Origin of the sequence: Mesorhizobium sp. M1A.F.Ca.ET.072.01.1.1 (genome assembly GCF_004023325.1) — a bacterium.
Classification (GTDB): domain Bacteria; phylum Pseudomonadota; class Alphaproteobacteria; order Rhizobiales; family Rhizobiaceae; genus Mesorhizobium.
The window spans coordinates 1-13772 of the sequence record NZ_RZSF01000175.1 but is presented as its reverse complement, the minus strand read 5'-3'; the positions used below and the strand labels follow the sequence as shown (position 1 = coordinate 13772).

At 63.5% G+C, this 13772-nt stretch carries 9 protein-coding genes and 2 pseudogenes; 6 read left to right on the top strand and 5 right to left on the bottom strand.

Annotation, left to right across the window (positions count from 1 at the left end; translation table 11 throughout):
* From EOA32_RS22220 to folD, 3 genes and pseudogenes are all read right to left on the bottom strand, one after another.
* Positions 1-306, bottom strand: a pseudogene (locus EOA32_RS22220) (hypothetical protein); the annotation flags it as partial.
* A gap of 86 nt (positions 307-392) precedes the next feature.
* Positions 393-1355, bottom strand: coding sequence for a GlxA family transcriptional regulator (locus EOA32_RS22215; RefSeq protein ID WP_082953990.1), 963 nt, complete (start codon positions 1353-1355; stop codon positions 393-395).
* Between the two features lie 52 nt (positions 1356-1407).
* Positions 1408-2307, bottom strand: coding sequence for a bifunctional methylenetetrahydrofolate dehydrogenase/methenyltetrahydrofolate cyclohydrolase FolD (folD, locus tag EOA32_RS22210; RefSeq protein WP_128372897.1), 900 nt, complete (start codon positions 2305-2307; stop codon positions 1408-1410).
* Positions 2308-2847: 540 nt separating this feature from the next.
* On the opposite strand from folD, the gene proC reads away from it, so the two are divergent.
* Entirely contained in the window at positions 2848-3663 is an 816-nt protein-coding gene (gene proC / locus EOA32_RS22200; protein WP_095781930.1) for a pyrroline-5-carboxylate reductase, read from the top strand.
* Here proC and EOA32_RS22195 read toward each other — a convergent pair.
* Positions 3638-4978, bottom strand: a complete 1341-nt coding sequence (locus tag EOA32_RS22195; RefSeq protein WP_128372896.1) for an NAD(P)H-dependent oxidoreductase — start codon at positions 4976-4978, stop codon at positions 3638-3640. The two genes, proC and EOA32_RS22195, sit on opposite strands and share 26 nt — an antisense overlap.
* Positions 4979-5560: 582 nt before the next feature.
* On the opposite strand from EOA32_RS22195, the gene EOA32_RS22190 reads away from it, so the two are divergent.
* From EOA32_RS22190 to EOA32_RS22175, 4 genes are read left to right on the top strand one after another with little or no spacing between them, the layout of a single operon-like run.
* A complete protein-coding gene (locus EOA32_RS22190; protein WP_066989439.1) occupies positions 5561-6949 on the top strand; it encodes a TolC family protein in 1389 nt (462 codons plus the stop codon).
* A 38-nt stretch (positions 6950-6987) separates the two neighbouring features.
* The gene (locus tag EOA32_RS22185; RefSeq protein WP_128372895.1) at positions 6988-9120 is read left to right on the top strand and encodes a type I secretion system permease/ATPase; all 2133 of its coding nucleotides are present in this window, start codon (positions 6988-6990) and stop codon (positions 9118-9120) included.
* A gap of 15 nt (positions 9121-9135) precedes the next feature.
* Positions 9136-10425: an HlyD family type I secretion periplasmic adaptor subunit gene (locus EOA32_RS22180; RefSeq protein ID WP_066989331.1), complete on the top strand. Its 1290-nt coding sequence runs from the start codon at positions 9136-9138 to the stop codon at positions 10423-10425.
* Positions 10415-11056, top strand: coding sequence for a ribbon-helix-helix domain-containing protein (locus EOA32_RS22175; RefSeq protein ID WP_095781935.1), 642 nt, complete (start codon positions 10415-10417; stop codon positions 11054-11056). The genes EOA32_RS22180 and EOA32_RS22175 overlap by 11 nt, the downstream gene beginning before the upstream one ends.
* 13 nt (positions 11057-11069) lie before the next feature.
* On the opposite strand, the gene EOA32_RS22170 is transcribed toward EOA32_RS22175, so the two are convergent.
* Positions 11070-12071 (bottom strand): transglutaminase-like cysteine peptidase, encoded by a 1002-nt coding sequence (locus tag EOA32_RS22170; RefSeq protein ID WP_128372894.1) that lies wholly within the window; start codon positions 12069-12071, stop codon positions 11070-11072.
* Positions 12072-12395: 324 nt separating this feature from the next.
* Between EOA32_RS22170 and EOA32_RS22165 the strand changes: the two are divergent.
* Positions 12396-13772, top strand: a pseudogene (locus EOA32_RS22165) (hypothetical protein); the annotation flags it as partial.

The following is a 13772-nucleotide window of genomic DNA, read 5'->3' as shown; positions in this document are numbered from 1 at the left end:
GTCGGGGCCCGCCGAGATCGCGCTCCCCGACCCCGCCTGCGGCGGCACGATCAGCTCGATGTCCGCGCAGCTGCCTTTCTGGCGATGCCCGTAGGCCATGAAGCCGATCTCGTCGTCGCCCGGCACCGACTGCAGCACCGTGCGCAGCGATTCGCGCGCGATCTCGAGCTTCGGCTTGCCGTCTATCTGGGCCCACATGGAGCCGGATGCATCGAGAATGATGATGACCTTGTTGGCGGCAAAGCCAAAGGTGGTCATCGACAAAAGGAGGATCGCCGCAGCGACGCTCCGTGCCAGTCCCGCCATGAAAATCTCCTGAGTGAACCCCCGTCCGCGCCGGGAAAGCTATTTGAGCCGGGCTCTGCAGACAAGTCCGATGGCCGGCAAGTCGCTCAATAGGTTGTTCTGCGCTCTTCCGATGGCGGACGGCCGAACTGCAGCCGGTAGCTTTGCGCGAAATAGGAGTGGGAGGTGAAGCCGGTGGCGATCGCGACGTCGAGGATCGGCATATTGGTCTGGCGCAGCAATTCGCGCGCCCGCTCGAGCCTGAGCCGCATGTAGTAGCGCCCCGGCGTCACGTTGAGATGGCGCAGGAACAGGCGCTCGACCTGGCGCACCGACAGGCCCGCCGACTTGGCAAGCTGCACCGCCGACAAAGGCTCATCGAGATGGTCGGCCATCAGCTCGACGATACGTCTCAGCTTCTCCGACTTGCCGGTGAGGTCGCGCTCAGGTCCGACGCGCTGGCGGTCACCGGCCGAGCGGATGCGCTCGTGCTGGAACTGGTTGGCGACGCCATTGGCGAGATTGGAGCCGAAATCGCCGCGCACGATCTCCAGCATCAGATCGATCGAGGTGGTGCCGCCGGCGCAGGTGTAGCGCTTGCGGTCGATCTCGAAGACGTTGCCGGTGCAGTTGATGTCCGGAAAGCGCTCCATGAAGCCGGCGCGGTTTTCCCAGTGGATGGTGCAGCGGTAGCCGTCGAGCTGGCCGGCCTCGGCGAGCAGATAGGAGCCGACCGAGAGCGCGCCGAGCGCGTTGCCGCGCCGGCCCCAGCTGCGCAGCGCCGCCAGCACCTTGCTCTTGCCGGGGAATTCGGTGGTGAGCCCGACCGAGACGAACAGGATATCGACCGGCGGCATGTCGGCGACTGAATAGTCGATCTTGAGCGGCAGGCCGTTGGACGCCATGACTGCGTCGCCATCCGCCGATATCGTCGTCCAGCCGTAATAATCGCGGCCGAGCAGACGGTTGGCCGAGCGGAAGCAATCGATCGCCGCCGCCAGCGAGAACATCGAAAACTTGTCGACCAGCAGGAAGCCGAACTGCCGACCGCCCTGAACGGGATCGCCCATGACCGGCCGTTCAACAGGAGCAGTAAGATTCGGCAAGGATGCTGCTTTCCGATCAGAAGGACGGCCGCTTCAATCCGGCCGCGAGGTAGGCGGAAGCTACAGTGTTGGCCATCAGCATGGCAATGGTCATCGGTCCGACGCCGCCGGGGACCGGCGTGATGGCGCCGGCGACCGCGGCCGCTTCGGCATAGACGACGTCGCCGACCAGCCGCGACTTGCCTTCGCCCTTCTCTGGCGCCGGCATGCGGTTGATGCCGACATCGATAACGGTGGCGCCGGGCTTCACCCAATCACCCTTGATCATTTCGGGACGGCCGACGGCGGCGACCAGGATATCGGCGGTGCGCGCCAGCGCCGGCAGGTCCTTGGTACGGCTATGGGCAATGGTGACGGTACAGTTGGCGGCGAGCAGCAGATTGGCCATCGGCTTTCCGACGATGTTGGAGCGGCCGACGACGACGGCATTGAGGCCGGAAAGGTCCTTGCCGCGCACGCGCTGGATCAAAAGCATCGAGCCGGCGGGCGTGCAGGGCACGAACGCCGTCTCGAGCTCGCCGGTACCGAGCTTGCCGACATTGATGAAGTGGAAGCCGTCGACATCCTTTTCCGGCGCGATCGTCTGGATGACCTTGCCGGCATCGATATGGCCGGGCAGCGGCAGTTGCACGAGGATGCCGTGGATCGACGGGTCGGCGTTGAGATCGCCGATGGTCTTCAACAGCTGCTCTTCGGTCGTCTCAGCCGGCAGCGTGTGCTGGAGCGAATGGAAGCCGCACTCCTTGGCCGTGCGCGACTTCGAGGCGACGTAGACCTGGCTTGCCGGATCCTCGCCCACGATCACCACCGCCAGACCGGGCCTGGTCGCGCCCTTGGCCGAAAGCTCGGCGGTCAGCGCCTTGACCTTCGATACCACGTCTGCGGCGACACTCTTCCCGTCGATCACTTCGGCCATCATTCACCTTCAACACTGTTGCGCGGCCACGCCTCGCACGCAGCCCTGATCCTCAATCCAGCAGTCGGCACGCGAACGCGGCGCGCACGCGGTCAAATGCCGCGCGGCATTTTCACGAAAATTCGACAGGGCAATCCCGTCAAAACGTCGTCGGATGCCGTAAACCCGAAACCGGCTGCTTTTATCGAAGGCCGCTTTTAGCGAAGACGGGGTGTTTTAGAAATAGCGGCGGCGCGAGCGGCTTTCGGTCAGAACGCGCACCGCCTCGCGGAATTCTCGCAGGCGGGCCCTGATCTCGTCGACCTGGTCCTGCCGATCGTCTGGCGACTGGCGCGCCTCGGCTGTCGGCGATTGCGAATGGGAAGGCGCCGACGGAGCGTATGTGTCGTCGGGTAGTTCCGGACGCTGCGGATGGTCCGAACTATGAAATAGGTACGGCTTTGAGCGGACGGCGTCTCCAAGCCATGCACCGACCTTGGAGACTGGACTTTTCCGCAACCGCGCGAGCGGCTAAGGAGAGCCCTCTTTGCGGAGGTTTCGATGACCATCAGGCTTGTTCTCGCCGGTTGCGGCAATATGGGTTACGCGATGCTCTCGGGCTGGCTGAAATCCGGCAAGCTCGAGCCGTCGGCGGTGTTCGTGGTCGAGCCAAATGCCGAGTTGCGCAGGCGAGCCGAGCATCTTGGTTGCGGCGCCGCGGCCGACGCGTCCGCCATTCCCGCCGAGGCCATGCCCGATCTTGTCGTCATCGCCGTGAAGCCGCAGGTCATCCGCGATGTGACGGCAAGCTACAAGCGCTTCGGCGACGGCAGGACCACCTTCGTCAGCATCGCCGCGGGCACGCCGGTCGCGACGTTCGAGGAGATTCTGGGCGGGCTCGCGCCGATCGTGCGCTGCATGCCGAACACGCCGGCGGCGATCGGCAAGGGCATGATGGTGGTGTTTTCCAACCCGCTCGTTCCCGACAACGTCAGGCGTTTCGTCGCCGAGCTGCTCTCGGCGAGCGGCGTCGTGACGACGGTCGACGACGAGAGCCTGATGGACGCCGTGACCGCGGTCTCCGGTTCCGGCCCGGCCTATATTTTCCATTTCATCGAGGCGCTGACGGTCGCCGCCGAGAAGGCCGGCTTGCCGGCCGAGACAGCCAAGCTTCTCGCCCTGCAGACCGTCTATGGTGCAGCCTCGCTTGCCGCCGAAAGCGATGAGGAGCCGGGCGTGCTGCGCCAGCAGGTCACCAGCCCCAACGGCACGACCGCCGCCGCGCTTGCCGTGCTGATGGGCGAAGACCGGCTGACGAAGCTTTTGACCGACGCGGTGGAAGCGGCGCGGCTCAGATCGATAGAGTTGGGGAAGTAGTCCTCACGCCATACAGCATCTCGTCCTGCAGTTGGCGCAGGGCAAATAGCTTGGTCGTCTTGTCGGGCGCGGCGTTGTCGGCGGTCAGGAGTTCGCCCTTCCTGACCGGCTTCAGCACCTTGCCGCCTTCAAGCAGTCCGACCGGCACGGCACGGCTGGCGCGCGCCTCGGCGACCGTCATGGTCCAGGAGCGGTAGCAGGTCTCGCCGATGGCGTCGAAGATCTCGCCTGCGGCGAGGTCGCGCTTGGCGACCGCGCAGACCTCGGCCACCGGTTTAGGCAGCGGCACCATGTCGGGTTTGCCGTAGAGCATGATGCGGGCTGCGGTCAGCGGCACCTCCAGCGAGGTCAGGTGGTACGGCCTGAAGAAGCTGTAATAAGGGCCGTGGCCGACATGGAGATCGTCCATGCGCTCGACGACACGCGGATGCGTCGCCTCGACGATGACAAAGACGCCTGGCGCCACGCCCTTGCCGATCGTGTAGTCGACGATACCCTTCTTCGCCAGGATGCCGCCGTCCTCGCGCGGGATGAGCACCTTGGCCAGCTGATCACGGTCGGCTTTCGGGCCGTGCATGCCCGGAACATCGGGCACCAGGCCGGTGGCGTTGGCGATGGCGCACATCTCGACCATGGTCTTGGAGCCGTCGACGAACTCGACCAACATGCGCGGGTTCATGTTCCGGCGCAGCGCTTCATCCCGATAATCGTCGGGAACGGCGTCGTGGTTGAGCGGGTTGTTCTTGCCCTTGCCGGCCGAGACGATGGTATAACCGAGCGCCGAGGCGAACTCGATCAGCTCCATGCAGCTCGACGGCTCATCGCCGGCGCCGACCGAATAGACGACGCCGAGCCGATCCGCCTGCTGCTTGAGGTAGCAGCCGATGGTCACGTCGGCCTCGACATTCATCATCACCAGATGCTTGCCATGCTGCATGGCCATCAGGTCGAAATCGGCGGCGACGCCGGGTTTACCGGTGGCATCGATGACGACGTCGATCAGCGGATTGGTGACCAGCATTTCATTCGAGGTGATGGCAATCCTGCCGCCTTCTATCGCCTGGTTGACCTTGGAGGCGGTCTCGGCTTCGGCAGCCATTGCATCGTCGCCATAGGCGATGCGGATCGCGTCACGAGCCGTGTGCGGGCGGCGCGTCGAAATGGCCGCAATCGAAATGCCCGGCATCAGCATGCCCTGCGTCACCAGATCGGTGCCCATCTCGCCGGAACCGATCACGCCGATGCGCACGGGGCGGCCGTCCGCGGCGCGCCGGGCGAGATCGCGGGCAAGCCCGGTCAGGGCGACATTTGTCATAGAAGAACGTCCATGCTTTGCTTCAGCCCGCAATACAGGGAACGATCCCCGTTTGCCAACAAAACCAGCCACCCATGGCAATTTCGTGCGCACGTCTTGCAGGACCGGCGCAGATTTCCCGCAGCAATCCGCAACCTTCAGGTGTTTCAAAGCCTTGGCCATGTCCGGAGGAAGGGCAGATGCCGCGGTTCATGCCAAGTGCCGATCTGACCGCCAAAGTTGGCACGGTGAGCGACGCCTCGGTCGATTCCTTTGTGCGGACTTACTGTTTATTTAGGGAAAATAGTGTTCGCGGTCGGTTTCAACTGAACGGCGCCCTCGGCGAGGATCGTTTTCTGTGCCATTTTTGCTACATCCGCCGGGACTAATGGCTGGAATCCGTGCTTTTGAAGCGCTCTAAATCAATAAGTCCTCCCATCCGCGAAAAATCTGCTAGATACTCGTTGCAAGCTCCGGTGGCAGGCTTGGGCGAAATAAGCGCTGACAAAAGCAAAAAGGCGCGGGGATAGTCACGGGGTAGAAATGACCAGGACGGGTAAAGTGACCGTCGGCTGGCGCCTTGCGCTTGCCATGACGGTGTCGATGCTGGCTTGCGGAAGCGCCAGCGCACTCACGCTCAAGGAAGCTGTAGCAGTCGCGGTCGAATCCAATCCGGAGATTGGGCAGGCGATCGAAAACCGCGAAGCCATCGAATTCGAGCTGCGCCAGGCGAAAGGGCTCTATCTTCCCAGCGTCGATCTCGAAGCGTCGACCGGCGTCCGCCGTCTGGATAACGACTCCCGGCGAGCGCTCGACGAGGACCATGACGCGCTTTATCCAAACGAAGCGGACCTCACCGTCTCACAGACGCTCTATGACAGTGGCGCGAGACGGGCAGAATTGAACCGCCAGGCCTCGCGCGTCGACGGAGCTTCCTTCAGGGTGCTGGAACGGTCCGAATTCATCGGGCTTGCCGTCGTCCAGGACTATCTCGAATACATGCTGCAGGCGTCGATCGTCGCCGAAGCGAAGAAGAACCTCGGCTTCCATCAGTCTATACTCGGCGACATCAAGCAAGGCATCGCGGGCGGCGCGCTCAACGATGCCGACCGGCAGCAGGCCGAGGAGCGGCTTTACGCCGCCAAGGCGCGGATGCAGGAGGCGACCGAGGAACTGGAAGCGGCCAAGATCCGCTTCTTCAAGAATGTCGGCAAGCCGCTGACCAACCCGTCGCGGCCGGCCGATGTGGCCGGCGCGCTGCCGCGCTCGCTCGATGACGCGATCGGGCTTGCCAGACAGAACAATCCGCGCGTCCACATGGCCAACAGCGACATCGATGCTGCCGCGTCGCTGGTCGACGCCGCGCGGGCGAAATACGGCCCCACCATTACCGCCGAGGGTGTCGCACGGGGCGGCTATGACATCGACGGCGACGACGGCGACACCAGCGACCTGCAGGCTCGGGTGGTGCTGCGCTGGAATCTCTATCGCGGCGGCATCGACAAAGCCAACGAGCAGGAGCAGATCCGCCGCACCAGCGAGCAGCGCCTTGCGCTGCATCAGGTGCTGCGCGAGATCGAGGAAGCCGTCCGCACATCTTGGGACCGCCGCTTCCGCCAGGCGGAACTTGCGCAGACGCTGCGGCTGCAGGCAGCAACCAACGAAAGGCTGGTTGCCTCCTACCGCGAGCAGTTCAAGGTCGGACAGCGCTCGCTGCTCGACGTGCTGGATGCGCAGAACACGCGCTTCAACACCGCGACGCTGGCCGACACCTCGTCCTACGCGTCGCTGTTTGCCCAATACCGGCTGCTGGCCGCGACCGGGGAGTTGCTGAAGACACTGAACATCCAGCCGGCCAAGCAGGCAGCCGCCTACGCGCGTAGCGAATTCGGCACGCCGGCGACAGCCGATACCGAAACCTATGCGCGCACACCATCGGAGCAGAAGAACGATCTGCCGTTCGACATCCTCGCACCGGTCAGGAAGAAGTAGCCGATGTAAGCATCGATCTCTGGTCCTTCGGGCGGATCGTGAACCAGCAACCTAATATCATCTCGCCCAAGGAGGCTTTCAAAGCCTGCTTCTCGGCGATTGCAGCCTATCTCGGCCGGCCGAGCGCCGAGACCGTGCTGTTTGCCGGGGTGCCGATTTCGGACACGCTGATCGAGCCGGACGACATCAGGCATCTGGCCGAACGGATCGGTCTCGAGGTCCAGGCGTTCAACCATCGCGATTTCGTGCGCGGCCGGATCGATCTTCCGGCCATCGTCTTCCGCGCCAGACAACTCCCGGTTGCGTTGCTCGCCGAAACGGAAACCGGGCAATTTCTAACGGCGCCGCAGGAAAACGGCCGCACCACGATCGGCAAATCGGAGCTTGCCGAAAGCTACATCAGCGGTGGCGCCTCATTCTCGATCACCTATGCCAACACCGCCGAGGAGATGACGGTCGGCACGGCGCCGAGGATCGAAAGACGCCATTGGCTGACCGGAACGATGGGGGCGTTCTGGCGCACTTACTCGAAGGTCGTGCTGTCGGCGGTCTTCATCAACCTCTTGGCGATCGCCTCGCCGATCTTCACCATGAACGTCTACGACCGCATCCTGCCGAACAAGGCGATCTCGACGCTCTGGGTGCTGGCGCTCGGGATCGGCGCGGCCATCCTGTTCGACCTGTTGCTGAAGACGGCCCGTGCCTCGCTTATCGACTATGCCGGGCGCAAGGCGGATCTCAGGATTTCCTATCTGCTGTTCGAGAAAGTGCTCAACTCGTCGCTTTCGGCGCGGCCGGGATCGACCGGCGAATACGCGAATCGTGTCACACAATATGAGTTCGTGCGCGAGTTCTTCACCTCGAATACCATAAGCGTCTTCATCGACACGGTTTTCGTCTTCGTCTTCCTGCTGGTCATCTACGCTATTGGCGGCTGGCTGGTGATCATACCGGCGCTCGCCTTCGTCATCGCCGTCATTGTCGGTCTGGTGACACAGAGGCGCATCGGCAGGCGGGTCGCCGCCTCGATGAACGAATCTGCCCAGCGCCAGGCGCTCCTGGTCGAGTCCATTTCCACGCTGGAGACGATCAAGTCGCTGCGCGCCGAGGCCTATCTGCTGCGCAAATGGGGCGAGCACTCGAAGAACGCCGCCAACACCTCGGAGAAGATCAAGGAGCTTTCCGCCGCTGCCGGCAACATCACCGGCGCCATCCAGCAATTCGTCACCGTCGCCCTGGTGGTTGCCGGCGCCTATGCCTTCTCGGAAGGCCAGGTCTCGACCGGCGCGATTATCGGCACGGTCATGCTGGCGGGCCGCGCGGTCGCGCCGCTCGGCCAGATCGCCATCACACTCTCCCGCTTCCGGCAAGCCGTGCTGTCGCTCAGGATCGTCAATACGATCATGTCGCAGCCGGAGGACCGGCCCGACACGGTTGGCTTCGTCAACCGGCCGATCCGCAGCGGCGCGATGCTGTTCAAGAATGTCGGCTTCGCCTATCCAGGCACCGAAAACGAGGTTCTGAACGGGCTCAACATTGCAATCCGCCCCGGCGAGCGCATCGGCATCATCGGCCGCATCGGCTCCGGCAAGACCACGATGGGGCGCCTAATCGGCCGGCTGTTCCTGCCGACGTCCGGAGAACTGCTGCTCGACGGCATCGACATCCGCCAATACCACCCGTCCGAAGTTCGTGCCGCGGTCGGTATCGTCGCGCAGGCCGGCGACCTGTTTTCGGGCACGATCAAGGAAAACCTTCTGATGGCCGCGCCGGACGCGACCGACGAGGAAATCATCGATGCGGCGAAGGCCGCGGGCGTCGACGACTTCGTCTCTCGCCATCCGCGCGGCTACGACATGAATGTCGGCGAGCGTGGCACCAATCTGTCGGGAGGCCAGAGGCAGGCCGTGGCGATCGCGCGGCTGCTGCTGACCAAGCCGAAAATCGTGTTCCTGGACGAGCCGTCGGGTTCGATGGACCTGGCCTCGGAACGGCAGTTGATCAGGCAGCTCAAGGTGGCGTTCGACCGCAACACGACGCTGATCGTATCGACCCATCGCTACAGCATGCTGGAGTTGGTCGACCGCCTCATCGTCATCGAGCAGGGGCGCGTGGTCGCGGACGGAGCAAAGGAACAAGTCATCCAGGCATTGCAAAAGGCGAATGCCTGACCGGGACGTTGGGGAATGTTAGCAAAAGACGACCGGCCGCCGCTTTTCGCTTCGGCGTCCGTATACATCATAGGGGCACTGTTCGTGGCCTTCACCGCCTGGGCATCCTTTGCCGAGGTCGATGAGATCGCGCGCGGCGACGGCAAGGTCATTCCCGCTTCCAAGACGCAGATCATCCAGGCGAGCGAAGCCGGCGTCGTCCAGGAAATCGCTGTCAAGATCGGCCAGACCGTCAGGAAGAACGATCTGATCATCCGCCTCGACAACACAGGCAACACCTCGAGCCTGGGTGAAGAGCAGGCCAAGGCGCGGGCGTTGCAGGCGCGCATTGCCAGGCTCAAATTCGAGCAGAGCGGCAATCTCGAGGGCGCGTTCCCCTGTCCGTCCGACATCCAGAAGACTGCCCCGGAGATCTGCGACAACGAGCAGAAGCTGCTCGTTGCGCGCCGGGACAACTTCCAAGTCAAGCTTTCCGTGCTGAAGTCGCGTCTCGATCAGCGCGAGAAGGAACTGGACGAGGCAACCGCCAATTCAGACCGCCTTTCCAAGAGCCTCGCCGTCAGCGACCAGGAAACGGCGCTGGTCGAATCGATGGTCAAGAAAGGCCTGATGGCCAGGACCGAACAGATACGCGTCGAGCGGGAGCAGACCGATCTCCGCGGTCAGCTCAACCTTGCCGGAGAGACCATCAAGAAGAGCAAGGCGGCCATCACCGAGGCGCAGCTTCAAGTCGACGAGCTCGGCCTGCAATTGCAGCAGGAAGCATTGAGCGACTTGACGCAGGCGCTGGCGGACCTCTCTGTGGTGGACGAAACCATTCGCGGCGCCACCGACAAGGTGGCGCGGACCGATATCCGTTCGCCTGTCGACGGCATCGTCAACACGCTCGATGTCAACACGCTCGGCGCTTTCGTCCAGCCGGGCGCGGTCGTGGCCGGCATCGTGCCGACCTCGGAGACGCTGCTGGTCGAGGCGCGGGTCTCGCCGCGCGACGTCGCCTTCATCCAGCCGGACCAGGACGCGCTGATCAAGGTCACGGCCTACGACTTCTCGATCTTCGGCGGCATCGAAGGCAAGGTCTCCAACATCACCGCCGACAGCCTGGTCGACCAGAAGACGGGCGAGCCCTACTATCAAGTGCGCGTCGCGACCGAGAAATCCACGCTGCAAAGGAACGGCAAGACTTATTCGATTATCCCCGGCATGATCTGCTCGGTCGATATCAAGACCGGGCGCAAGACGATCCTCAACTATCTTTTGAAGCCCATCAACAAGGCGCGCCAGGAGGCGATGAGTGAACGATAGCGCCGCACGCCCCGACACTCCGCGCGACCGGCTGCTGCCGCCGCTCGCAGCCGAAGATTTCGGCCCGGAGTTCCGCGTCGTGGCGCGTGGCGGCGTGCGCCGCGGCATCCGGCTGGAGCGAGCCTTCTGGGTGTCGCTGAAGCAGATGGCCGAAAGCCGCAAATGCACGATCGGCATGCTGGTCGAGGAGATCGCCGAAAATCATCCCGACCAGGGCAATCTCACATCGGCGATCCGGGTCGCATGCATGCGCGGCCTCGCCGAGGAAAGCATGGAACTGCGCAAGCTCGCCTCGATCCGGACCATCAACGCGATCCTGGTCGCCTGCCCCTCGCCCGCCTTCGCGCTGTCTTCGTCGAAGAAGATCCTGACCTTCAATGCCCCGTTCCAGCAATTGGTCAGGCGCCAGCTGCCGAACGCGCCGGGCGACGACGGCAGGCAGGACCTCAAGCTGGCGCTGGACCTCAACGTCGTCGACGTTTTTGCCCGGCTCGACGCCAATGGCGAGACACCTGTCACCACCGGCTTCGTCATCGGCGCCGGCGAGCGCCGCTACAGGGGCCAGCTCAGCGCGGTGCGCGCGCCGGTCACAGAGCCGGAGCTGTTGATGGCGTTCGTCTTCAACGGTTGAAGAGGCAAGCCGCCTACTTCGCTCCGAAACCGGAGGCTGCCGACGTGACCGTCACATCGGGCGAAGCGCCTTCGCCGGGCGCCACTGTCGCGAAACCACCGGCGATGTCGGCGATCTGTGCGCCGGCTTTCGTGCCGTGGATCCAGGCGCGGTCGGTGCTGAATGAATAGAGCGGGACATAATCGGGAAGATCGCGGTCCATCGCCACAACGTTGCTGAGGCTGTCCAGGATGAAGGTGCCGCTTCCGGTGCTCACCGACAGCACCGCGTGGAAGAATTTCCGGCGGCGATCCTGCAGCACGACGAGCGACATGCTCTGCGCCGGGATCCCGGCGCGCAACAGCGCCGCCATCTTCAGGATCGCGAAATCCTCGCAATCGCCGGCGCGATGCTCGAGGATCTCCGACGGCTTCGCCCAGTAGTCGAGCTTGCCGTAGACGACGCTGTCCTTGCGATAGGCGATCAGCCGGTTGATGCTGCTGTTGACGAAGTCCAGCTTGTCGCGAAAAGCCTTGTTGGCTGCAATGCCGACGATCTCCCCAAACGCAGCGTTCTCACGATCGCAGGCACTTCCGGCCGTGCAGTCGATAATCGCCTTGTAGACAGGCGCCCAGCGCGCGGCGACCGGGAAGTTGCGCATGGACAAGGCGACCGACCCGAACACGCCGGGAATGATCGCCCCAGTCTGAATCGGGTCAACCTGGATCGGGTCGATCCGGATCGGATCGACGCCGGGGGTAGCCTCTCCACTCGCAGAACTTGCCGCCGGGCGGACTTCGAGAGGCGCATAGGCACTGGCGGCACCGCCGACCGAGTAGGCGGCAACAGGCTGCCATGGCTGCAATCTGGCCAGCGAAACGCCGCCGAGATCGGCCGGCGCAGGTAGCGTTTGAGAGGCGGGACTTGCGACGGAGATCGCGCTGGCCGACGACGCATTCGGCAGACCGGCCAGGCCGATTGCCAGCAGCAGAACCTTGACCCTCGACGCCGACGAGGCAGCTTTTTGTATTTTCATGACGCCCACCTTTGACTGTGGACGCTAGCGATCTTGTCTCAAATTATCGGAAAGGAAGGTGGGTAAGTTTCCGCGAATCAATCTATTCTGCTTTGTTTCAAATTTTATTCAAATTTATACTTGAATTTGTCGAACTGCCGCCGCGCTCCCCAGCCGGTTCGGCGGCGCACCTGAAGATATATAATTGGATATATCGTTGCGATTTACCAAGTGTAAAAAATGCAAATCCATGCATATTCAAGTATATCAAAAAGATTGAAGGTACGTTGCAAAGTTCGAGCCCCGCATGTCTCTTGCCGGGAAATGCCGAAGGGGGCTTGAGCTATGACGACCAGTATCGAATTCGACGCCGTTTCAAATTTCTCGGACGAGCACGCGACTGTCGGCGAACAGCCGATTTCGGGTGTCATTTCGGGCGTCCAAGTCGTCCAGGCCTCCGGCGGCCAGACGGCACCAGCGGCAGGCGAACCTGTGCCGGTCGATGTGGGAAGCGGCGCGCCGGCAAAGGGCGACGGCAACGCCCAGAACGCACAAAGCACAGCCAAGCCGGCGGCGGACGGCAACGCTCCTGCCGCCAACGCCCCTGCCGGAAACGCGCCAGCACCGAACACGGCAGCCTCGAACGTTGCGCATGAATATCACGTCGAGGCCGGCAATGTCGTGAAGCTTCCGGCCAATGTCTCGATCGACGACATCAAGGTCGACGGGCACAATCTGGTGCTGGTGCAGCCGGACGGCGCCGAGATCGTCATCAAGGACGGCGCGCTCAACGTACCGACCTTCATCATCGGCGATGTCGAGGTGCCGCGCGTTGCCCTGATCGCCGCGCTCGAAGCCAGCCATGTCGATGTCGCCTTCGGCGCCGACGGCTCGATCTCGGCCGGCGGAAATGGCTCGCCAAGCAGCGCCGGCGGAAACTTCTCGGTGCCGCCTGGCGGGATCGGCGACGGCTTCGGTCTGTCGGCACTTTTGCCGCCAACGGCATTGGCGTTCGGACAGCCGGAGAACCGTGAACTGTTCCCGTCCCTGCTTAAGCCGGACTCCACGCCGTCGATCGGGACCATTGGCGAAGCGAGCGTCAACGAAGCCGGCCTGCCGCCACACGGCGGATTGCCGGCCGGTTCCGGCGAGATCGCCGACGGCGATTCCGGCAACAACTCCAACACCTCCGAGACCACTTCCGGCACCATTGGCTTCACCTCGCGGGACGGCGTGGCGCAAGTCACGCTCGGCGGCCATGTGCTGACCTCCGCGGCGCAGATCTTCACCGACGCCACAGGCTCGCTGACCGCAAGCTATTCTTTCGACGCGGCTACCGGCACCGGCACGATCAATTACAGCTACACGCTGAACACCAACACTTCGGGCGACGGCACGAGTGTGAGCTTCGCGGTCGGCGTGACCGACTCCGACGGCGATGCCGCGCCTCCCGGCACCCTCGTGATCAACATCATCGACGATGCGCCGACTGCTGTTGCGGATACGGATGCCGTGCCTTCGGGCTCACACGCGTCGATCGACGGCAACGTCATCACCGGTGCGGGCAGCGACGGCAATGCGACAGGCGCCGACATCCAGGGCGCCGACGGCGCGAGCGTTACGTCGGCCTATGGCAAGGACGGCGCGGGCTCGGCGCAGACGGTAACGGGCGCCGGAGTGTCGATCGTCGGCGAGTATGGCACGCTGGTGCGGCACTCGGAC

Coding starts and splice junctions, on each gene's coding strand:
- EOA32_RS22190 (WP_066989439.1), top strand. CDS start 5,561: ATGCTGGCTTGCGGAAGCGCCAGCGCACTCACGCTCAAGGAAGCTGTA.
- EOA32_RS22195 (WP_128372896.1), bottom strand. CDS start 4,978: ATGACAAATGTCGCCCTGACCGGGCTTGCCCGCGATCTCGCCCGGCGC.
- EOA32_RS22180 (WP_066989331.1), top strand. CDS start 9,136: ATGTTAGCAAAAGACGACCGGCCGCCGCTTTTCGCTTCGGCGTCCGTA.
- folD (WP_128372897.1), bottom strand. CDS start 2,307: ATGGCCGAAGTGATCGACGGGAAGAGTGTCGCCGCAGACGTGGTATCG.
- EOA32_RS22215 (WP_082953990.1), bottom strand. CDS start 1,355: ATGGGCGATCCCGTTCAGGGCGGTCGGCAGTTCGGCTTCCTGCTGGTC.
- proC (WP_095781930.1), top strand. CDS start 2,848: ATGACCATCAGGCTTGTTCTCGCCGGTTGCGGCAATATGGGTTACGCG.
- EOA32_RS22170 (WP_128372894.1), bottom strand. CDS start 12,071: ATGAAAATACAAAAAGCTGCCTCGTCGGCGTCGAGGGTCAAGGTTCTG.